22 protein-coding genes are annotated in these 21,963 nt (G+C 43.0%); 5 read left to right on the top strand and 17 right to left on the bottom strand.

Translation table 11 applies throughout. The features are described 5' to 3' along the window. The first annotated feature begins 28 nt into the window (after nt 1–28). Complete coding sequence (locus AC6RV6_RS24285; protein ID WP_500243467.1) at nt 29–754, top strand: hypothetical protein; 726 nt, start codon at nt 29–31, stop codon at nt 752–754. 48 nt (nt 755–802) lie between these two features. Here the strand turns inward: AC6RV6_RS24285 and AC6RV6_RS24280 are convergent, their stop codons facing one another. From AC6RV6_RS24280 to AC6RV6_RS24255, 6 genes are all read right to left on the bottom strand, one after another. Continuing rightward, the gene (locus tag AC6RV6_RS24280) at nt 803–1,171 is read right to left on the bottom strand and encodes a YybH family protein (RefSeq protein ID WP_500243466.1); all 369 of its coding nucleotides are present in this window, start codon (nt 1,169–1,171) and stop codon (nt 803–805) included. 183 nt (nt 1,172–1,354) lie between these two features. After that, complete coding sequence (locus tag AC6RV6_RS24275; protein ID WP_500243465.1) at nt 1,355–4,312, bottom strand: cyclic nucleotide-binding domain-containing protein; 2,958 nt, start codon at nt 4,310–4,312, stop codon at nt 1,355–1,357. A gap of 250 nt (nt 4,313–4,562) precedes the next feature. Beyond that, on the bottom strand, nt 4,563–6,407 hold the full coding sequence (locus AC6RV6_RS24270) for an iron uptake porin (protein ID WP_500243464.1): 1,845 nt from the start codon (nt 6,405–6,407) through the stop codon (nt 4,563–4,565). 217 nt (nt 6,408–6,624) lie between these two features. Next, a complete protein-coding gene (locus AC6RV6_RS24265) occupies nt 6,625–7,344 on the bottom strand; it encodes a potassium channel family protein (RefSeq protein WP_500243463.1) in 720 nt (239 codons plus the stop codon). Then, on the bottom strand, nt 7,345–8,682 hold the full coding sequence (locus AC6RV6_RS24260; protein WP_500243462.1) for a TrkH family potassium uptake protein: 1,338 nt from the start codon (nt 8,680–8,682) through the stop codon (nt 7,345–7,347). Nucleotides 8,683–8,783: 101 nt separating this feature from the next. Further along, nucleotides 8,784–10,256: a YcjF family protein gene (locus AC6RV6_RS24255; RefSeq protein WP_500243461.1), complete on the bottom strand. Its 1,473-nt coding sequence runs from the start codon at nt 10,254–10,256 to the stop codon at nt 8,784–8,786. Between the two features lie 300 nt (nt 10,257–10,556). Here AC6RV6_RS24255 and AC6RV6_RS24250 point away from each other — a divergent pair, with 300 nt between their 5' ends. From AC6RV6_RS24250 to AC6RV6_RS24235, 4 genes are read left to right on the top strand one after another with little or no spacing between them, the layout of a single operon-like run. Further along, nucleotides 10,557–11,309, top strand: a complete 753-nt coding sequence (locus AC6RV6_RS24250; protein WP_500243460.1) for a Tic22 family protein — start codon at nt 10,557–10,559, stop codon at nt 11,307–11,309. 3 nt (nt 11,310–11,312) lie between these two features. Next, nucleotides 11,313–12,200, top strand: a complete 888-nt coding sequence (gene prmC, locus AC6RV6_RS24245) for a peptide chain release factor N(5)-glutamine methyltransferase (RefSeq protein ID WP_500243459.1) — start codon at nt 11,313–11,315, stop codon at nt 12,198–12,200. After that, entirely contained in the window at nt 12,197–12,790 is a 594-nt protein-coding gene (locus tag AC6RV6_RS24240) for an L-threonylcarbamoyladenylate synthase (RefSeq protein WP_500243458.1), read from the top strand. Before prmC ends, AC6RV6_RS24240 begins: the two co-directional genes overlap by 4 nt. 3 nt (nt 12,791–12,793) lie before the next feature. Then, nucleotides 12,794–13,624, top strand: a complete 831-nt coding sequence (locus AC6RV6_RS24235; protein WP_500243457.1) for a sensor histidine kinase — start codon at nt 12,794–12,796, stop codon at nt 13,622–13,624. Here the strand turns inward: AC6RV6_RS24235 and AC6RV6_RS24230 are convergent. The 11 genes from AC6RV6_RS24230 to AC6RV6_RS24180 all read right to left on the bottom strand — a co-directional run. After that, nucleotides 13,554–14,036, bottom strand: coding sequence for a GNAT family N-acetyltransferase (locus AC6RV6_RS24230; protein ID WP_500243482.1), 483 nt, complete (start codon nt 14,034–14,036; stop codon nt 13,554–13,556). The genes AC6RV6_RS24235 and AC6RV6_RS24230 overlap by 71 nt on opposite strands. 289 nt (nt 14,037–14,325) lie before the next feature. Further along, nucleotides 14,326–14,589 (bottom strand): 50S ribosomal protein L27, encoded by a 264-nt coding sequence (gene rpmA / locus AC6RV6_RS24225; protein ID WP_500243456.1) that lies wholly within the window; start codon nt 14,587–14,589, stop codon nt 14,326–14,328. Between the two features lie 71 nt (nt 14,590–14,660). Then, nucleotides 14,661–15,149 (bottom strand): 50S ribosomal protein L21, encoded by a 489-nt coding sequence (gene rplU / locus AC6RV6_RS24220; RefSeq protein WP_500243455.1) that lies wholly within the window; start codon nt 15,147–15,149, stop codon nt 14,661–14,663. Between the two features lie 198 nt (nt 15,150–15,347). Then, nucleotides 15,348–15,950 (bottom strand): chemotaxis protein CheC, encoded by a 603-nt coding sequence (locus AC6RV6_RS24215; RefSeq protein ID WP_500243454.1) that lies wholly within the window; start codon nt 15,948–15,950, stop codon nt 15,348–15,350. A gap of 68 nt (nt 15,951–16,018) precedes the next feature. Continuing rightward, nucleotides 16,019–16,378 (bottom strand): response regulator, encoded by a 360-nt coding sequence (locus AC6RV6_RS24210; RefSeq protein ID WP_500243453.1) that lies wholly within the window; start codon nt 16,376–16,378, stop codon nt 16,019–16,021. 34 nt (nt 16,379–16,412) lie between these two features. Next, nucleotides 16,413–17,582: a sensor histidine kinase gene (locus AC6RV6_RS24205; protein ID WP_500243452.1), complete on the bottom strand. Its 1,170-nt coding sequence runs from the start codon at nt 17,580–17,582 to the stop codon at nt 16,413–16,415. Nucleotides 17,583–17,603: 21 nt separating this feature from the next. Beyond that, a complete protein-coding gene (locus AC6RV6_RS24200; protein WP_500243451.1) occupies nt 17,604–18,062 on the bottom strand; it encodes a response regulator in 459 nt (152 codons plus the stop codon). Between the two features lie 74 nt (nt 18,063–18,136). Continuing rightward, on the bottom strand, nt 18,137–19,309 hold the full coding sequence (locus AC6RV6_RS24195) for a PAS domain-containing sensor histidine kinase (RefSeq protein WP_500243450.1): 1,173 nt from the start codon (nt 19,307–19,309) through the stop codon (nt 18,137–18,139). Further along, nucleotides 19,302–20,297 (bottom strand): response regulator, encoded by a 996-nt coding sequence (locus AC6RV6_RS24190; protein ID WP_500243449.1) that lies wholly within the window; start codon nt 20,295–20,297, stop codon nt 19,302–19,304. The genes AC6RV6_RS24195 and AC6RV6_RS24190 overlap by 8 nt, the downstream gene beginning before the upstream one ends. A 147-nt stretch (nt 20,298–20,444) precedes the next feature. Then, nucleotides 20,445–21,263, bottom strand: a complete 819-nt coding sequence (locus tag AC6RV6_RS24185; protein ID WP_500243448.1) for a CheR family methyltransferase — start codon at nt 21,261–21,263, stop codon at nt 20,445–20,447. Between the two features lie 34 nt (nt 21,264–21,297). Beyond that, nucleotides 21,298–21,963 (bottom strand): CheB methylesterase domain-containing protein (locus tag AC6RV6_RS24180; RefSeq protein ID WP_500243447.1); only part of this gene is annotated, 666 nt, incomplete at its 5' end.

Below are 21,963 nucleotides of genomic sequence, written 5' to 3'. Positions count from 1 at the left end.
CAGGTCAAGAAAATCAGAGTGATTCAATTTGAATAAATTACAGGTTAAAATTGCGATCGCCTTTTTATTTCAACAATCTCCTACAGGAGTAAATTCAATGAAAATGATTCGTACTCGATTTGCTGGTTTGTTGAAAACCTTCTCTACAGCTTTAACAGCGAGTTTGCTGGTTTTAATTTTAACCTCTCTGGTTAAAGCCAGCGATCGCTATCCTACCGAAGCAGAAATGCAGCAATTGCATTCTGAATTATCTCGTAGAATTCAAGAACTGCGATCGGGTGAATTCAGCACTTACTTGGACGATTATCGGACAGATGAAGAGAAACAACAATATCAAACGCTAGTTAACGCTTGGTCAAAAGTCGATCCCGCGATTACTCCTTTTTTGGGAATGTGGGTGGGATACGAACAGAGTTTATTGATTTATCCCACTTCAACTCAAGGTCGGGTTTGTATTATTGAAAACAATGAAATCGGTTTTACTGGGTTGACAACAGGACAAATTGTTAATAATACCGAGATTCGCACGAGCGATCGCAAATATATCATTCGTAATGGCGCTTATTTAGGAGTTGCAGGAATATACAACGGTCAACCTTTTGTGGGTGACGAGATTCCTTTCCATACTCCACGTCCTCTTTCTGTTCCCAATCTTTTAAATTTTACCAGTGAGGAGCCAGAATTTGCAGGAGAAGCCGAACAAGCACTGCAGCAATTTGAAGAAGCCGGCTGTATGGTTTCGTTACCGACATAATTCCTATTTTGCTAACAGCATTTTCTCATAATCTCAGGGCATCTAACCTTAATTTTGAGCCTCAAAATCATCCTCTCGTAATTTTGCCGTTCCATCTGCTTGTAAAACCCAAAGTTCTTTATGAATCACACCACCAGCTTTGTTCATTTTCCATCCTGCTGTTAATACTGCGCTGGTGTCATCAATAATTTCAATTTTAGGTTCGATATAGTCCACATCAGAAAACCCATCATCAATCAAATTTTGCCAAAAATTTTGGATTTCCTTGCGGCCGGTAAATGTTCCAAATGGTCTGGCATTCATCACGGCTGATTCCTCATATTGAGCCGCACAGCCGGCTGCATTCCCTGAATTAAACGAAGATTTCCATTTTTCACTAGCTTTATTAACTGCTTGGAGGATATTTTCAGGAGTCATCTTGAATTACCTTTGTATTAAAAGAAGTTGATAATATTGAGAGATTCGCTCAATTTTGTACTGTAAGATATATTACGAACTCATACTTTTTTTACTACACATTGTGTTTTTTGTCAATGGCTTTCTGAAGTTTCTAATAAGCGATCGCAAGCTCAAAATATATAAAACTATATCGCACAATTTTTAAGTATCGGTGTTCATTAGATTTTCCAAAATTGATGCCATTTTGGAATTTTCTACTCTTCTGACCGCTAAATTTGGGATTTTATTTTGTATTTGTGTTGTCAATCTTTGCAAGCGTGCAAGCGCTTCTAATAATAATTGTTTGGTGACTTCACTATCCTTTTCGAAAGCTGTTTCAAAGTTCTCTGCTTTCACCACAAGAACGCGATTTATTTCTGCTGTGGTGACAACATTTGCAGATCGGTTTTGACGGGTTAAAATTCCCATTTCTCCGATCGCCATTCCTGAAACAATGGTATTAATTGTAACTTCTTCATCTCCTTGTAATACGGTAACATCTGCACTTCCTTCTATTAATAAAAAGAATTCTTTTGAGAGTTCTCCTTGCTTGCACAAATGAACTCCTCGGGGATAGAGATGAATTTCCGACTCCCGTGCTAATTCGAGAGATACTTCAGGTTTAACCGCTTGGAATAGTTCGATTTCTAAGAGTAAGAGCAATTTTTCTACACTTCCCAAGGTATTATCGAGACTACCTGAGGGTATTAAATTTTCCGGCGGAGATTTTGTTTCATCTCTTCTCAAAATATGTTCTGCTGTTTCTCGAACTAAAGTATCGGAAGCAAGCGAACTTAAGACTCGTTGTGCATATTTCTTCCCTTGCTGGCGATCGAGTTTGTTGATAGTATATAAGGCGATCGCTTGGATCAGAGGTTCAAATTCTTGGAGAAGTTCTTCAAGGACAGCGATCGCAGGAAGTAATCTCTCTTCATTTTCTAAATTTTGCGAGGATTTTAAAATCAAGAAGACTTCGCGATCGAGACGTTCCGACCAAGAAAAATGAGAATTATTGACAATATTTTCTCGGTTTTCCCGCCTACTAAATTGAGCGATCGATACAGCAATATTTTTTGCATCTGTCGTATCTCCCAACACCTCTAAAATAGAGAGTAATTGTTGTAAAATCATCTCTTGTTTATTGTGAATTCCTAGCGATCGCAACAGTTTAAATTCCAGTGCTTTGGGATCGAGAGCATTTTCTTGCAAGGCACGATCGCGTTGGTTTAAATTTCGTAATAATTCTAGCAATCCTTCTGCTTTTTGAATGGCAATATCTCTCGGATTTGACAATCGTTTTAGTAACTCTTCTTCCTCTTCTACGGTAATACTATATTCTTGCTTTAAGGTTTTGATTTGACGGTCGCGACGCGCGATCGCTTCGGATAAAGGAATGCCCATTTCTAATAGATCTAACAACTGTAACTCTAAGGCTTCCTGATAACTGGTTAAACGCAATTGTGTTTCTTTGGTTTTGGTTTGAGTAGGGTCGAGCAGTTCGGGATTTTCAATACCCAACTCAGTTAAGAGATTATAATGATCTTCTTCCTTAATTTCTAGTTCTAAGCGTAATTGTTCGAGTTGTTCAAAGCTATTTATAGGTTGTATATTTCCTTGCTCTAAGGCATCTCGCAAAACGCCTTTATACACCTGCAAACTTGATTCTTTACTAAAACTGGGCAAAACTTTCGCTAAAATATAAATTTCATCGGGTTTTAAATCGGCGATGGAACGACCTTCTAAAAATTTAGGCAAGCTAATTTTAAGTTTGCTTAACTGACGGCGCAAGCTATTTGCTAAACTTTCTCGCATGTACATTTGAGACGTTCGATTTAAAGTCCGATACATCCATAATGTGCTCACAGCAATAACTAAACCATTTAATGCGATCCGTAACCATCCCGGGAATAAGTCGAGTAAGAGGCGACCGCCAAACAGAAAGTAAATATTAAAAACGGCAAACGTAGAAATTGTAAAAAGTTGATGTTGAATTCGTTCTCGATTTAAAGGTTTTCCAATTTTGCGACGATAGCCTTGATAGAATTTCTCAATTTCCTTTAATAAAAAGTAACTCAAACTAACAAACATGAAAATTGTTAAAGGTGCAGCAATTAATTTGGGAACGAAAATACTCTGTTCAAAAAAATAAAACCCGGGGTCGAAAAGTGTTTGTAATTGATTTTCTTCGTGATTGGTAACGCCAGAGAAATAATATTTTAATGTCCCCGAATAAAAGTAATAGTAAAGATAGAATCCTAAGACCAAGCCTAAATAACCATAATGAATAAAACGGCGGCCGGGTTTTTGGAAAATTTCCCAGTAATTACGCTCCGCATCAATATCAATACAAGGAGATTGACAACCTACGCAAGCGTTTTTTTCTTGACCGCTTTTATCGATCTCTCTACAAGTTGATTGAGTAATTTTTTTGCGATCGCCTTGATGCGCCTCGCTCCCCAATAAAGCTCTCGGACCCGTGAAAATTATTTCTACAGGAGCCATTGGACAAAAATACTGACACCAGCTTTTTCCAGCATAGAAATACCCGATCGCGATCGCGCTAAAAATAGTAAAAATAAACAGAATTGCCAATAAAATTCGCTGGGAATTAACAAACAAAATTCGAGCGCACAACCCAGCACATAACAAGCTGAATTGCAAGTATAAATGATTACGAGCCAACCAAGAATCTTTACGAACTTTGGCGAGTTCGTAACGAATCGCTTGAGTTTTAGGATTAACTTTTTTTCGCTTGCGCTGTTTTCCTAAAGCACGAGAAATTTGCGACATAAATGCTAAAGGGCAAATTCTACGCCATGTTTCATGACCGAAAAAGAGCAGGATAGAAATTGCAGTTGGAACCACCATTACCCAAAATATTTTTGCTCCTAAAGGATAAGGTTGTTCAAGTAAACATTTTCCTTGTATGGTGACTAATTCTTGGCATTGTTCGCGATCGAAGAGTTGTGGATCGAGATGGAAAACGCTCCAAGTATTTTCGGGTTGAGTTAAATAAGGCGAAATTGGATCGTAAAATAAAGAAACAATTAAAATTAGCCAGCCGATTGTCAATAGCCAGCGAATGAGATGAACTTGTTTTTCAGAGATGCGATTGAACACGGCAAATTTAAAATAAAAAACTTGAATGGGTTACTGGGAAAATCAAAGGATGCTATAAATTAAGAAGCGATATTATTATATTTTCTTACTGTAAATTGATTGATTAGCGAGTATAGGCGGAATCAATGGGAGCTAAAATGAAAATATAAACTCGCAATATTTATTTTTCTTCGGTTAGATTTTCCGCCGTCAAAAGGAAATTGAGAGCCAAAAGAAATGAAAGAGTCAACTTATGGAAGAGTTACTCTGTCTAGAAAGAAAATGTCGTTCGTAAGGTTGCGATAAAGATATCATTATCGATTTCATTGGCATTGGGCAACCAAATGAGACCGGGGGTGATAGAAATTGCGTCTTGCAATTGATACCTGTAGAACAATTCGAGATGATAAGGCACATTCGCATTGCGGTAATTAATGCGAGGAAGATCGATATTTCCTGCATAAGGTTGTGCTCCTATAAAGAACCCGAGAAGATTGCCTTCTCCTCCTAAATCTGGAAAAGCAACTCCTAAGCCATAAGTCCAAATTTCGCTATCTCCCTGACCGATTAAAATGGCATCGGTGTAAGCCAAAAATCCGCTTAAGGACATGGTATCGTTAATGCGCCAAGAGGCTTCCAAACCATAAGAATTGGTCAGCATGGGGACGGCAGATAAACTGGTAAAAGGCTCGGTTAATGCTTGCAGAGTCGAACCGGGAAAATTAGCCAAAATCGTACCCACAAAACCATTAGAGCCGAGATTAGAACCCAAACCATTATCAAAAATAGCGCTCTGGGATTGGTGATAGCCGTGAACATAAGTGAAGCCGATATTTACATCGCCCAGATCAAATGTTGCTTGTCCAAGAGCGGAATAATCTCCATTAAATAAACCGGTTGTTGCGTTACTTGCTCCTGGCCCTGCCAAATAACCGATCGCCAGATTGGCATTTTTGATAAAACCACCCCCTGCAATGAAAGGAAGTGTCAAGGCGACCCCAGCACCGCCACCAATGCGGTAAATGGGACTTTCCGAAGCAAAACTCGATAAGGCACCTTTCCCGCCGTCAAAGTCTTGAAAATAAGGATTGAGGGTGGGTGCGATATCACTCCACACGGCTCGACCTCCGGAAATAAAAACCCGTGCGGGATCGATGGGGAATGAGTAACTGACGTGAGCATCGGGAATATTAAAAGTTTGCGTGCCTTCCCCCGTATTGCGGGTAAATCGTGCGTTGATGGGAACGAGGGCAACAGGAGGAATAGCAGGAGCGTTAACCGTTCCTCGACTATTGGCGGTAAAAGGCGTTACGTTATTAAAACGACCGCGAATTAAGAGACGATCTCGTCCGGTAAAGCTAGTGGCTAAGAAGAAACGAACGCTACCACCAAAAATCGGTTTTTGATCGTTATCAATGTTTAATGTCGAATCGGGAACCGACGCAATTCCTAAATCCCCTGCACTGATATCAATACTTAAACCAGGTATGAATTCAAGATTGTTGGTGACTTGGGAAAAATTTCCTCCCAAAACATCGGTTAAAGCAAAAACAACTTCTCCCGATAATTTTGTGGTGGTGGAAAATTGATTGGACTCGAGAAACACAATGCGTTGTTCGAGATCGTCAACCCGGAGGATCAATTGATTCAATTCTTCGGCGAATTCTGCTTGCAGTCGCTCTAAAATGGCAAACTCATCTCGCGTGACTAAATCTACGGTGGCTTCTTGCAACAGACGTTCCATTTGTTGAGTACAAGCGTTCAATCCTGCGGCAAATTCATAACGGGTAAGGTTGCGATCGCCTCGGAAGGTTAAATTGGGATAGCCTTTTAAACAATCGTAACGTTCCACGAGTAGCGTTAAGGCTTGAAATGCCCAGTCTGTGGGAGAAACATCTTGAAATTGGGAGGTATTGGGAAAATCTTGGGCAATTTCTTCTAAGGAATTCACATCAGTTGCGATCGCGTCATCGCTGCTGACCCAAGTATATGCGTCAATTTGTTCCCAAATGCTTGGCTCTCGAGTCGAGTCGATCGGGGCAGCGATCGCCGTTGTCGTCCCCAAACTGAGGCTGATAACCATCGCTGATTGAAAAATCCGCCTAGAGTGATTCATGTTTTTTCTATAATTGTAGATTTTTCATTGTGGCATTTTTATCAATACCTTGCCAGTCATTTCAGTTATCAGTAGGGACGCTGCATGCAACGTCCCTGCACCAGTTATTAGTTATCCGTTATCTGTTATTAGGTATCTGTATATTAGTTATCCGTTATCAGTTATTAGTTTAAATGAAGACGAACAGTATCAGAGGATCGATTCAAACAACTCATCACTAAATCGGCAAGCGCTTGATATCTTTATTTTTTCCTAAAACTACCATTGCCATGCCTTGATAAAGACGGCGATCGGGTAAGGGATTAATATCAAACTTTTTATCATCTTCCGCGACGGCTAGCACCGTTAAACCATAACGACTGCGAAGTTGCAGTTCTGTAATGGTTTGATTGTCAAATTCTTCGGGAATGAGAACTTCGACAATGCTGTGATCCGGATCGAGATCGAAGCGATCGAGGATAGCGGGTTTTGTCAGCAGATGTGCGAGGGCTTCTCCGGCTTCATATTCGGGGAAAACGACGCGATCGGCTCCTACTTTTTCTAAGAGTTTGCCGTGAATTTCTGTTGAGGCTTTGGCGACCACTTTAGATACGCCAGCTTCTTTCACATTGAGGGTCGTGATAATACTTTCTTGAATATAGTTACCAATCGCAATAATCACCGTATCAAATTCAAAAATTCCGGCTTCTTTGAGGGCATTCGGCTCAGTCGAATCTAAGCAAATTGCATGGGTGGCGATATTATCACTGAGGGCGCTAGAGACTAACTTTTCATCAACATCTACACCTAAAACCTCATAACCCATTGCATGTAAAGAAGAAGCCACCGATCGCCCGAAGCGTCCCAAACCAATCACAGCAAATTGCTTGGTTTCTCGCGTTAAGGTTGCCAGAAAATTCAGCGATCGCAAATTCCAGCCCAGTCCTTTATTGACCATCTAGCCCACTAATAAATTTTCTTCTGGATATTTTACTTGACGAGGACAAGATTCGCCAAATAAGGCAGCAATAAAGACCAAAATCCCGACTCTGCCAATAAACATGGTAAAAATAATCACCAGTTGTCCCCACGCCGAAAGACTTGCTGTAATTCCTGTCGAAACCCCCACGGTAGCAAAAGCCGAAATTGATTCAAAAAATAGATTGATAAATTCAAAATTTTGTCCTTCAATGACAACGAGAAAAGCAGTAGAAACGGCAATAGCCATGCCCGATCCAAAAACTACCGCGATCGCTTTTAAAATTAAAGGACTGGCAATTTTTCGTCCGTAAATAACTACTTCTTCATAGTCGCGCAATGCCGAGCGAGTACAATCAAATAAAATTCTCACGGTTGTGGTTTTAATGCCACCTCCCGTCCCGCTCGGACTTGCGCCAATTATCATCAATCCCATGATAATAAATAAGGTCGCATCTTTCATTGCTCCAAAATTTAAAGTATTAAACCCTGCCGTGCGAGTGGTAACGGATTGAAACCAAGCTGCTAAAACTTTTTCAGGTAAAGAAAGACCGATTAACGTTCCTTCTGGTGTGGATTCGATCGCGAGAAAGGCAATCCAGCCTAATGCCAGTAAAATGATTGTTGTATTGATAACAACTTTAAAGTTTAAGGAAAAAACAAATCTGGGCTTGGGATTGCGAAATTGATTTTGACTCCAAATATAAAATTCAATAATGGTCTGATAACCAATGCCTCCCAAAATAATGAGTAGAGGGATTGCAAAATTAATCATCCACGAGCCACGATAGGCTGTCAAACTATCAGAAAATAAACTAAAACCTGCATTATTCCATGCACTAATGCTATGAAAAATTGCCAGCCACAATCCTTTTTTGAAGCCATAATCATCGGCAAAAATTTTTATCAAGAGAAACACTCCTGTTAGTTCAAACAGAAGCGTCGTGGCGAGGATCGAACGAATTAAATTACGACTGCCTTGGAGAAAGGGGCGATCAAAAGATTCTTGAATGGCAAATTTTTGTCGAAGATCGAACTTGCGCCGCAAAATTAAAATCAAAAAGGTAGTACTGGTCATATATCCCAGTCCTCCGATTTGAATGAGCAGTAAAATAAAAACGGCTCCGATCGCCGAGAAATGCGTTCCCGTATCCACAACGATCAAACCGGTGACGCAAACGGCTGAAGTTGAGGTAAATAAAGCGATGAGAGGACTATTCCAAGTGCCATTACTGGTCGAAATCGGCAACGTTAAGAGAAGCGTACCGATGAGGATCGTCCCTAAAAATCCCAAGCAAATCGTGCGAGCAATTGTCATTTCAACGAACAATGAGCAATGAACAATGAACAATGAGCAATAAACAGCGATCGGTCTATTTTTGTGGAGTGAGCGGAAAATAAGAACCCATTCACTCTTTTTTAAGTGCTGAAGCGGGCGATCGCAACTTTGGTAAAACTTTGTAAAAACTCGGTTCTTTGATTCTGCGCGAAAACAGCTTTGAGCTTTTGTGCCAATTTCTCCCAATTCAAAGTTGCTTCAGTTGTGGATTCGATCTCGCAGTCTTGGAAATACTCGATTAAACTCAAGCCCGCCAAACGGGTTAAGTAAGCGGCACCAATCCCTTGTAGGGTTCCTCCGGCAACATAGGTGATCGCATTACTTTTCAGCAAATGAGCGATCGCTTGGGAAGACAGTTCCACAATGCCCAATTTCACCATTAAGCGCCCCATTTCTCCTGCTGTTTCTTTGCCCAATTGCAAAGATAATTTTTGCTGATAAATCTCCCCTAAATCGATGAGCATTTGGGCGCTAATGGCGGCTGTTGCCAATAAATCTAAGGCGGCAACGGGGTTGGCAAAAGCGGCGGCAGCAGCAATCCATTGATAGCGTTCGACGATGGGTAAGGCGCGATCGCGACGGATCTCATTCAGTCGGGTTTTAATTTGTTGCTGTAGGGTTTGTGCCTCTCGCCACGTTGTTCCCCAAACTAATTGTTCTCGTTCTGTTGCGAGGATGCGATCGAGGCGATCGTGCAAGGCTTGAATGTCTGGTTGTTGGGTTTCTTCCCATTCTTGAATCGTTCCATCAGCTTGATGTTGGCGAACTTTGATCGGAGAGGGTGCCGCTAAAATCGAAACGAGATCTTCGGCGTTGAGAATGCCCAAAATATGTTGATGTAACTGCTGCAAGATCGTTTCTTTTTCTTCGAGCAGGTAGCGATCGCTTTTATTGAACACCAGTAGGATGTGCTGATGGGTGCTTCTCAGCCCTTGTAAGACCTGCAATTGCGAATTGGTTAAATCTCCCGTCACCAACCATAACACCGCGTCCGCAGCCTTCAATGGGCTTCTCTCTGCCTCTTGCCAAGTTAGAGAGGGTGTTGAAACTTCTTGCCAAGTGACATTTTCCCAAGTTAATCCGACGAGAATTTTCTGCAAGCAAGTTTTTCCCGTGAGTTTTTCCCCGGCGATCGCGATATTAATCTCTTGTCGGGTTAATTGTTCGGGCAGGCGATCGAGTTGCCCCTCTAAATCGGCATGATTGCGATCGGAGTCTTCGGTTTTGAGGGAGTCGAGACTGTGGCGAGTTTGCGCGATCGCGGTTTCAACCTCTTCGCGACTCAAAGATGTGGGGACAATAAATTGCGGCGACCTTTTATTAAATTGATGTTTGAACCACCAGAAACCGCCCCCGATCGCGATCGTCCCCAGTAAACTCAATTCGCCGATCTCCATCGCCGTATCGCGAATATTCCACCACAACCACAGTCCAAACGATAAGGCAATACCCCCCGCTAAAATAGGTTTGCGAAGTTGTCGCGTCATGTCCCTCTCCTCATTGCCAAGCATTCCACCTCGCGCCGTCCTAACTTTAAATTTATCTTTATCCATGCTACAGGGAATTTGCGCCCCCAACCTCCCCAACTCCTCTAAACTCCAAACTCCAAAACTTCTATCTTGGGAACTCCTTTTCCTAGATTTCAGTCCCAAGAATTCACAAGTGTTTACAATTGAGGTATCTTGGATAAAAAAATTTACAAATTTTTACCTCTATCGGGGTTTGAGGTGTTGATGACTTGTTTTTAAAACAAATGCAGCGATCGCATTTGACAAATTACTCGTTTTGTGTTCAAAAAATCTCCTGCCATTTTGTAGGTGTAACAGTCCGGTACAGTTTTGAGGTCAATCACAATGAAAATGAAATCTCTGGTTCGTTGGTGTTTAGCGTTGGGTGTAGCGGGAGTTACCCTCACGAGTACGTGGTTTGCAGGAACATTAGAAGCCTTGGCTTTAACAGAAGCGCAGATTGTCGAACGGTTAAAAAGCGTTCCCGTCTTTGCCGTTGCCGATGAAAATGGCGCTCCTTTAGTGGCCAGGATTCCCAACGAGCAAAATGCCAACGATCCCGATAGCGATAGTGTTGCCGGGGTTTTTATTAATCCCAGCGATGCCGAAGCCTTTGTCACTCGTCTCAAGCAAGAGAATCCCAATTTAGGCAATAAATTGCAAATTATTCCCATTTCTTTGGGAGATATCTATCAACTCGATCGCCGCAATAACGCCCAACAAGAAGGTGTTAACTTTACCTACGTGCCAACCAATCGCCAAGTCGAATTAGCCGAGCAAATCAACTCTAATGAGTTTCAAGGTGTGCCTCTTTTTGTCGCGACTGGTGGCGCAGAAGGCGGCTATTTAACGCTGCAACAAAACCAACAACAAGTCATTCCTTTCTTCTTCGAGAAAGAAGGAATCGAACAAATGGTCGCACGTTTTAAAGAACAACAACCTTCTCTGGCCAATACCGTGCAAATTCAAGCTATTCCCCTAGAAGGTGTCATTCAAACCCTCGAACAAAACGATAGTTCAGAACTGGAAAAAATCGTTCTCGTTCCCGCCCAAAATTCCCTCGAATACATTAATTTGCTTCGCCAGCAGCAACAATAAACGGTGTTAATCTCGGGTCAAGAATTGTGGTTGTGGCAACAACGCGCCAAGCAGCAGGCGAGCGCAGCCAATTTGCCTCCCGGGGAGGTGGATTGGCTCTTGCGAGAATTGGCGGGTTTAGATTCCTTGACCCTCCATTTGGCCAGCTATAAAACGCGATCGCAAATTGAGTTAAAAGTTTCGCTGTCAGAGCTAGATCGGCTCTGGCAAAGTCGTATTAGCGATCGCGTCCCCCTGCAACATCTCGTCGGAGAGACAAACTGGCGACATTTTACGCTAAAAGTTTCCCCCGATGTTCTCATTCCCCGTCCGGAAACAGAAATCCTGATCGATCGCATTACCGAAGCCGTTCGACAAAATCCCCAACTTGCAACAGGACATTGGGTAGATTTAGGGACGGGAAGCGGCGCGATCGCCTTGGGATTAGCCGCATGTTTGCCCCAAGCGACGATTCATGCCGTAGATATCAGTGCCGAAAGCCTCGAAATTGCCCGAGAAAACGCCAAAAGACTCAACTTCGAGCCGCGAATAAAATTTTATCAAGGGTCTTGGTGGCAACCTCTCGCAACATTGGCAGGTAAAATAAGCGGTATGGTTGCCAACCCTCCTTACATTCCTGCTGCTCTTATCCCCCAACTGCAACCGGAAGTGTGCCAGCACGAACCCCACCTTGCTTTAGATGGCGGCAAAGATGGCCTTGATGCCATCCGGACTCTCATTGAAACTGCCCCTCATTATCTACATTCGGGGGGGCTGTGGGCGATCGAAATGATGGAGGGACAAGCCCCAATTGTTGCGCGTCTTCTCGAAGCGCGAGGAAAATATAACAATATCCGTATTTTTCCCGACCTTGCCCAAATCAATCGCTTTGCCCTTGCCTATCGCCAATGAAAGCCAATCAACCGGAATTAATTGAAGTCGCTCGAGCCGGCGGGGTGGTGAGTTTTCCCACCGATACCGTTCCGGCTTTAGCCGTGCGTCCCGATCGCGCGGCTGCTATTTTTACCCTCAAGGGACGCTCTTTAGAAAAACCGTTAATTTTAATGGGGGCAGCCTTTCTCGACCTACAGCCCTACATTCAAGGAACTGCCGCAGAATTCGCCATTTGGCAGCAAATCACGCAGGAATACTGGCCGGGGGCGCTAACCTTAGTTTTGCCGGCTTCTGCCTCAGTTCCCGAGGGAATGAATCCCCGCGATCGCACTACCATCGGCCTCCGAGTTCCCGCTCTTCCCCTCGCCCGAGACATTTTAAGCCAAACCGGGGCGCTGGCGACAACCAGTGCCAATCGTTCTGGCAAACCGCCTTTAGAGATAGCAAATGCGATCGCGGCAGCCTTTCCCGATGTCACCGTTCTCGATCGCATCGATTCCCCGCTTGATGTTACAGTGGGCAGTGGTCTACCCTCAACTGTGGCAAAATGGACGGGAAAGGGATGGGACATCCTCCGTCAGGGAAGTATTGTCATGAAGGATATATAAAGCATGAGTGAGGAATTGGAATCTTTAAAAGCAGAACTGGAGCAGACAAAATTGGCCTATCAAATGGCTGCCCAAGTTAGCTTGTTTAAATCGGGTTTTTTAGCGCGAACGTCTCACGAATTGCGATCGCCTTTGAATAGCCTTCTCGGATTGCATCAGTTAATTCTCGCAGATCTGTGCGAGAGTCCCGAGGAGGAACGGGAATTCGTCAAACAGGCTCATCAAGCTGCATTAAAATTAATTAAACTCCTTGATGATATTATTTATGTCTCGAAAGTGGAATACGGAGCCGCACGGATAGAAGTTTATCCGTTTCCATTAAGCGAAGTCTTTTCTGAGTTGAATCGACTTATTCACTTACATGCCGCAAATCGTAGCTACGAACTCAATATTCATTACCCCGAACCGGAACTTTATATCAATGCCGATTTAAAACGAGTCGTTCAAGTTTTGGTGAGCTTAGTGGATACGGCAATTGCTCATATGCAAGAGGGTGCGATCGCGATTACAGTTCAGAATTCTCCTCAAGAAAATATGGGTTGGGTATGGATCGATATCAAATCCCCGCAAAAAATTTGGCAAGAACCCATCGACATGCTCGACAAACAACCCCTGAAAATCGATCTCGATACGGTTGATACCTTACTACACACCCCAGTTCCTTCCCCCGGAATGAATTTACTTTTGAGTCACTGTCTTTTAGAAACGATGGGAGGAGCGTTGGAAATTTTGCAATCCCCCGCTCCTAGTGATGAACATCCGCTTACACGGATACAGTGTTCAATTCCTCTTGCTTCTGAGTCGATGTTAGCAGAGGCGCAACTAATCGATTAGCGTTGCTGTAGAGAACCATCGTGGTGGTTTGATTTTCCTCAAAGCCAATCCGCTCGTAAAAGCACTGTTGATGGGTGGTCATTAAATAAATGCGTTCGACTCGGTTCACTTGGGGGTGAGCAATTACAGTTTGCACCAATTTGCGACCCAAACCTGCACCTTGATAGTCGGGATGAATGACAACATCCCAAATGGTGGCACGATAAATTCCATCGGAGGTCGCCCGGGCAAATCCGATCAAGCGATCGCGATCCCAGACGGTAATCGTGGGGCTACTATTGGCGATCGCAATGCCCATCTCTTCAATATCGCGATCTTTCGCCCAGAATGCTGCTTGTTTAAATAGGTCTTGAAGTTGTTCGAGGTCAATAATTGATTTGCTGTCTTGAAATTGAATATGGCGACAGTCCATAGTTTTCACTCCCGATCGATCTTGTAATTGCAATTGACCTCTCCGATTGCTGTCTTTTAAAAAATACGTCTGCCTCACTTGGGACTGACGTTTGCTTTTACCCTACTGGATTCAGATTGTAGCAATTTTTACTAAAAAAACAAGGTTTCTCAAAAAATAAGTCACTATTTTTTGACATTTTGGCTCGATCGATACACTCTCCTCGCCAGTGATTCATTTATTGATACCTAAAAAAGGGCGGGAAATTCCCACCCAATTCAATAATAATTTAAAGCAAACTCAATCTGACTTAAGTTGCTTCAAGAGGATAAACGCTAACTTTTTTACGAGACTTGTCTTTGCGTTCAAATTTGACCACACCATCAACTAAAGCAAAGAGGGTGTCATCATTGCCGCGCCCGACATTTTTACCGGGGTGGACTTTGGTACCGCGCTGACGAATGATAATATTGCCAGCCGTGACGGTTTGGCCACCGTAACGCTTAACGCCCAAGCGTTTTGAGTTAGAATCCCGACCGTTGCGGGTACTGCCTGTTCCTTTCTTATGAGCCATAATTTCCTCGTTGTTGGGTTGCGATCGCTACATAAAAATAGCTTCTTTGCATTGTGCGGTTTTTTCTCAGTTTACTCTTTTTCAGAAGTTTCTTGAGTTGCCGCTTCTGCTGCTTCAACTTCTTCAACGGGTTGCACTTCTACTTCTAGAGTTTCCTCCGCTTCAACCATCGGTAAAGAATCTTGAACGAGATTAGGGGTTTCCTCTTCGATTTCGCGAGTGTCGGCTTCAGCCAAAACCGAACCGTTGAGATTAATTGAATTAATCATCAAGCGAGTTGTTTCTTGGCGATGTCCGCGTTTTTTACGCGTTTTCTTTTTAGGACGCATTTTGTAAACGATTACTTTCCGTCCTCGGAAGTGTCGCATTATTGTCCCTTCTACTGTTGCTCCTTCTACGAAAGGCTGCCCGATTTGGATATCATCATCGTGGTGAATGAAAAGAACTTTATCGATACTGTAGGATTCGTCTGGGTCAACGTGGAGGAGTTCGATATCATAAAAGCGTCCGGGTTCGACGCGCATTTGTTTTCCACCCGTTTCGACGATCGCGTAGGTCATGTGTTATCAATCCTTAAAATAGAGGCCGTACAGGTAGCTGACCGATGAGACTCAGTGCCAATTAGTTTTTAAAAAATTAGCTTTGACGAATCAGCTTTGTCAGATGTCTCAACCCGATCCGAGCTTGTTGGACACGCAATCTCTAATATTACCCTAGGAGCGAGGTCAGGGTCAAGATTTTTCACGGTTTGCTATTCATCAGCCCACTTCATCGATCGCTGCTAGCAGGGCATCAAAAGAACCGACATTAAAAAAGAGAACAATATCACCTTGAACTTGTAATTCTTCCACATCAAAACGCGCCCGCGCGAGAAGAACATTAGTATTTGATTCGTCGGCTTCAAGGGGAACGAGGTGAGAAATTTCGTCTTCGGTATAAGCGGGGACGGCATATTGCATGGGGCGATCGAGCATATTGCTAATCGATCCCATAACACCATTGATAACAATGTTTCCCACTTCTGTGAGAGTGCCAATTTTCAAACTATCCAAATCCGGACTTTCCTCGTTCTCTCCAGTGAGAACGGATACGAGAGTGGCGGCACTGTCAGTGGGAAATACTAATTGCGCCGTTCCATCTAAGGAGCCTTGGAAATCAAGCTGGACTGAAGATAAGAGATCGGGACCGAGGCGATCGCTCAATTCAGCTTGTAATTCCTGTCTGGAGAGCAAGGCGAGCGTCGGCACTTGCAGGCGAATGCGAAATTCAATCATATCGTTTAGCATTCCCGCCGCTTGGCCGATACCGATGTTAATCAGTTCGGTTAGCGCATCTAATCGGTCTGTGGTTAGCTTCATCATTGGCGATCGCGGGCATTGCTAAACGAGGCTTTGAACGAGATTTTAAACAAGATCTTACACAAGATTATTTAAATACCAAGAACTTGATTCACGGTTTCTCGAATTTTGGGGGCTTTGGGCGGTTTTTTCAACATTAAGGTTGCCCCAAGGCTCATACATTCCTCTCGAGCGCTATCCTGAATATCGGCAGAAAGCACGATGACGGGAATTTCCGAACCGCGATCGCGCAGTTCTTTCAAGACCCCAAACCCGTCTAATTCGGGCATGAGGAGATCGAGAAAAATGCAATCGGGGGGATCGTTAGCGATCGCCTCCAAACACTCTTGGCCATTCGCGGCTTCAAGGACTTCGTGATTATCTTCCTTTAATGCTTTTTTTACCATACGGCGAGCAAAAGCCGCATCGTCTGTGACTAAAATTTTTGCCATAAGTCTTAATTTACCTAATTTTTCTCAGAATTCCTTATTTAATCTCATTGTCGCAGGAATCGCTCTCAAGGGTAAAGAAAAATGTTGCACCGCGATCGACTTGACCGTGACACCAGATTCGTCCGCCGTGGCGATGAATGATACGCTGTACCGTGGATAAGCCGATCCCCGTGCCGATAAATTCTTCGGCACTGTGCAAGCGTTGAAAGGGAGTAAAGAGGCGATCGGCTTGCTGCATATCAAACCCAGCCCCATTATCGCGCACGAAATAGATGCCTCGATTGTAGGGTAACGGAAAGGGGGCGTGAGAGGAAGAAAGCATCCCGATTTCAATACAAGGTTCTTTGGTTTTGCCCGTATATTTCCAAGCATTTCCCAGTAAGTTTTCTAAGGCGATATAGAGTAAATGTTCGTCTCCACGGGCAAAAAGTTGCGGTGGAATTATGGTTTTTATCTGGCGATCGCTTTGATGACCTTGCAGTTGTTCGATTATGTTTTGAGTCATTACACTTAAATTAACCTGAACAATTTGAAGATCGCTATTTTTCACGCGAGATAGCAACATCACATCTTTGATAATATGACTCATTCGCAGGCTCGATCCTTCGATTAAATCAATCAAACGTTCTACTTTAGGATCGAGGGTTTCTTGATAAAAGTCTTGAATCAGAGAAACTGCCCCCATAATACTGGTCAGAGGATTATTGAGATCGTGAGAAACCGTATAGCTGAAGGCTTCGAGTTCTTTATTCACAGCTTCGAGTTCGATCGCTTGTTGTTCGAGTTGTCCGATACATTGTCGGAGTTCTTCTCGGGTGCGCTTGCGTTCGATCGCATACCGAATGGAACGGATTAAAAATTGGATGATATGGGGATCTTTGATTAAATAATCCTGCGCCCCTTGACGCACGGCCTCAACAGCAAGGTTTTCATCATTCATCCCGCTTAAAACAATAATCGGTACATAAGGGGCTTTATTCTGTAACGTCAATAAAGTTTCCAAACCCATACTATCAGGTAAGTTCAAATCCAACAAGACTACATCAAAGATTTGATTTTCCAAACAATCGCAGGCTTGTTCTAAATACTCAACGTGAGAAAGGCGAAAATCATTCTGTTGTAATTCCTTTAATTTTTCGCGAATTAAAAAAGCATCACCGGGATTATCTTCGACGAGAAGAATCTTAATTTCAGATTGACTCATAATCGGATACGCACATTTTTTCTAAATTGCACTGAAGGGCTGTGGCGGAAGTGCGACGATTTTTAACCAGAAGTTTTTTAACATTTCAACTGCCAATTCAAATTCATTAAAATCGAAGGGTTTAATTAAATAACAACTGGCATACAAATTGTAGCTTTGGGCAATATCTTTTTCAGATTGAGAAGAGGTTAAAATAATCACGGGAATCGCTTTGAGTTCGGGATCGTCTTTGATTTCTTTGAGAACTTCAAATCCATGTTTTTTCGGGAGATTCAAATCTAAAAGCAGGAGGTTAGGTCGAGGAGCATCTTTATATTTTCCGTTTTGTCGTAGATAATCCATCGCAGCCTCTCCATCTTCAACATGATGAAGGTTGTATTCAACCGCGCAACAACTTAAGACATTATTAATAATGAAGACATCTCCCGGATTATCTTCTCCGATTAAAATCTCAATTCCTTTATTAGTTGTAGTTTTCATGATATATTATACTTTGTTTGTTGTATTTTGCTTTTATTTCTATCTTAGCAATGAATCGGTTATCAGGGTAAAAATTATTGGGGAATTGTAAAGTAAAATGTCGAACCTTGACCGAGTTCTGATTCGACCCAAATTTCTCCGTCATGGCGTTGAACAATTTTTTCACAAATGGCTAAACCGATACCGGTTCCCGGATAGGCGGTGCGAGTATGCAGGCGTTGGAAAATGCGAAAGATCCGCTCGCCATGTTTGTCTGCAATGCCAATGCCATTATCTTTGACCCAAAACAGATAATCGTCTTTACGGTTTTGAGAACCCACTTCAATGCGAGGATTGCGATCGCTACTGCGATATTTAATGGCATTGTCTAATAAGTTTTGAAACAATTGTACGAATTGAGCGGCATCGGCAAAAATTGTCGGTAACGGATGGCATTTAATGCCGCTTCCTGTTTCGGCGATCGCGAGTTGGAGATTTTGGATGGCGGTATTGAGGGATTCATTGCAGTCAACGGCTTGAAAATCCCTCGTTTTTGTATTGACCCGAGAATAAGTGAGAAGATCGTTAATGAGGACCTGCATTCGCGTTGCCCCTTCAACAGCAAAATCGATAATGCGATCGGCATCGTCGTCGAGTTTCCCTTTGTAGCGCTGTCCGAGGAGTTGAGTAAAGCTGACGACCATGCGTAAGGGTTCGCGCAAATCGTGAGAGGCAATATACGCAAAGCTTTCTAATTCTGTATTGGATCGTTCTAATTCTTCTTGGATACGCTGGCGTTGTTTTAATTCTTGTTGGTAAATGGAAATGCGATGGGTGAGATCGGTGACATCTTGAATGGTCATTAGCGCATAGGATTCTGCGGTTGTGGGGGAGGGAACAGCAGTGACAGTGACTTGTTGAATGCGCGGCTGTCCGTTGGGGAGAAAGCAGGGAATGAGGGAGGGATGAAGCTGGGGGGAGAAGATAACGGGAAATCCATTGCTAAATACTTGCTGAAAGCGATGGCGATAGCGAGATTCTTTCAGATGGGGAAAATGTTGATATAAATTCGTGCCGAGAATTTCATGACGGTAAATTTTCGTCCAATTTTCCAAATAGCGATTCCAAAAGAGGACGGTAAAATCTTGTTGCAACAAACACAAGCCATCGGGAACGCGATCGAGGATACTATATTGTGCGGTAATGCGGTTGAGTTCGTTCATGGTTAAAGCGGCACTGAGGGCGCGATCGCAATTCAATTTAATCAACTTTGAAAAAGAGAATAATATCTCCCGAGACTTGGAGTTCTTCAATTTTAAAATGTGCTTGACCCATCAAAATCGTTGAAGCAGGGTTTTCCATAATAGCGGCAGTAAGATTTTCAATGGTATCCTCGCGATAGGTGGGAACGAAATAGTTTAAACCTTGGGTCATCGCATTGCTAATCGTTCCCATTACACCATTCAGAACAATATTACCAATTTCCACCAACATTTCCGCTTGCGCTTCCTCAAATCCTTCACTTCCCGGTTCTTCCCCTGTTAAAGCTGCTGTTAGCGCTTGGGCGCTATCGGTGAGAAAAAAGAGTTGGGACGTACCGGAAAACCCTCCTTTAAATCCTAGTTCGGCAACGCAAATGGGTTCTGTGCCGAAGCACTTGATGAGTTGCTGGTATAAGCCTTCTGGGTTGGTGTTTTCTACGATCGCATCTTGAAAATCAATGGGACAGTCGGTAATTTCTTGTAAGGTTTCTCCAGCTTGTTCGATCCCGACGCTAATTAAGTTTTTCATAGTGGCGATGCTTAAAAAGGTTTCAAAACTATCTTGGGGGATATTGGTCAATGTAACAGTTGTTTCTGCTTCAGATGGGACAATTGCAGAGGAATCATGGGAAAAAAAATCTTTGATATGTCCCGATATTGCCATCTCTAGGATTTTACAGAGTTGCGAAGCGGGAGGAAAGCGCTCGATCGGGGTTAGGGTTGCGATCGAGGGGGTTGAGGTTAAACTTTGGGCATTTTCTGCGATCGCGATCGCGGGAATATTCCGAGATTGCAGCGATCGCAATAGTTGATATTCTTCCACCCCGGGCATGAGAATATTGAGCAAGGCGCAATCAATCTGATGAACCTCGATCAGTTCCAAACAATAGCGACTATTATCGGCTTCAACCACAATATGATCTTCCGCTTCAACAATTTTACGAAGCCTCTGACGTTCCCGCATTGAGTCATCAGCAATTAAAATTAGAGCCATAATAGGGTCTGTTGCCTATTTTTAGAGTATTTTTTAGTGTATCAAATTAAGAACCTTTTTCTCCTTTTATTTCACCACCATTCGCCTCCCCTCAACTTTTCTTAACATTGGTTCACTGATAACTGATAACTGATAACTGATAACTGTTCAGCGTAATTGATAAAAAACCGTTTTTTCATATTGAATGGGTTGAAAGCGATCGTCAAGATGGACGAGAGATTCTCCTCCTCCTAAAAATAAATAGCCATCCGATCGCAGGTGATGTCTGACTTTATCGAGCATCTTTTTCTTAGTTTCAATATCGAAATAAATTAAGACATTTCGTAAAAAAATAATATCCATTCTCGGGATTTTTGCCCAGTCTTCAACTAAGTTGAGATAGTGAAACTCAACTCGCTTACGAATTTCTGTTTTAAGCTGCCAAATCTTGCCTTGATTTTGAAAATATTTTTCTCGTAATTCTGGAGAAAGTCCGCGATTCATTTCATGTTGATTATAGCAGCCTTCCTGCGCTAGAGAGAGAATTTGATGAGAGATATCGCTCCCGAGCAAAGAGATTTTCCATGTATACAGTTGTGGGAAATATTCTTGCAATAAGATAGCAATACTATAAAGTTCTTGACCGCTAGAACAAGCCGCTGACCAAATCTTTAAAGTTCGTTCATTGTCTCGTTTTTTGATGAGTTGGGGGATAATATTGTCCTGTAAGGCTGCAAAAGGATAAGTATCGCGAAAGAAGAATGTTTCGGAAATCATCATCGCTTCGATCGCAGCTTGATGAAGATGATTAAAGGCAGTGGTTCGCAATTGATTAATCAATTGCTTGGCAGAATTAATCTGATATTCTCGCGCGATCGCAGCTAAACGAGACTCGACTAAATACTGTTTATCGTCAGGAATTTGGACGGCACTATACTGACGCACCAATTGACGAACATATTCAAAATCTGAAGAATTAATAGTCACAAATAATCAATAGTCACAAATAATCAATAAAAAATCACAAAACTTGTAACAGAATTTCATCGGCAAGGCGATCGAGTGGGAGAATGCGATCGCACAGTCCCGCATGAGCCACTATTCCGGGCATTCCCCAAACTACGCTACTGGCTTCATCTTGCACAAAAATACGCCCACCCATTTCTTTAATATACTTACAGCCGTTGAGTCCGTCTTGTCCCATTCCGGTCATAACGATCCCTAAAACTCCGCTTTGATAGATTTTGGCGACGGAACGAAATAGCACGTCAACGGCAGGACGACAGGAGTTTTCTGGGGGGTTTTGCTGCAAGTGGAGGCGGGCGATCGCGCCGTCTTTTTGCACTTCCATGTGATAATCCCCCGGGGCGATCCAAACTTGTCCGGGTTGCAGTCTTTCCCCCGATCGGGCTTCTTTTACCGATAGCTGACAGTGGGTAGATAGACGTTCTGCAAGGCGTTTGCTGAAGACAGGGGGAATATGCTGAACGATCAGGATCGGAACCGGGAAATGGGCGGGAAAACGAGGAAGGAGGAGATTTAAAGCGTTGGGTCCTCCGGTGGAAACGCCGATCGCGAGAACTTCAATTTTTGAGGTCAGCGTAATGGATTTGGTTGAGGCGATCGGCGAGGGAATAATAGGTTTTGGAGAAGGGGAAAGTTGACGACAAAAGACTTTAATTTTAGG

The organism is Spirulina sp. LEGE 11439, from assembly GCF_059821285.1.
Note: the sequence above shows the minus strand (reverse complement) of the source record. Positions and strands in the feature narration are given on the sequence as shown.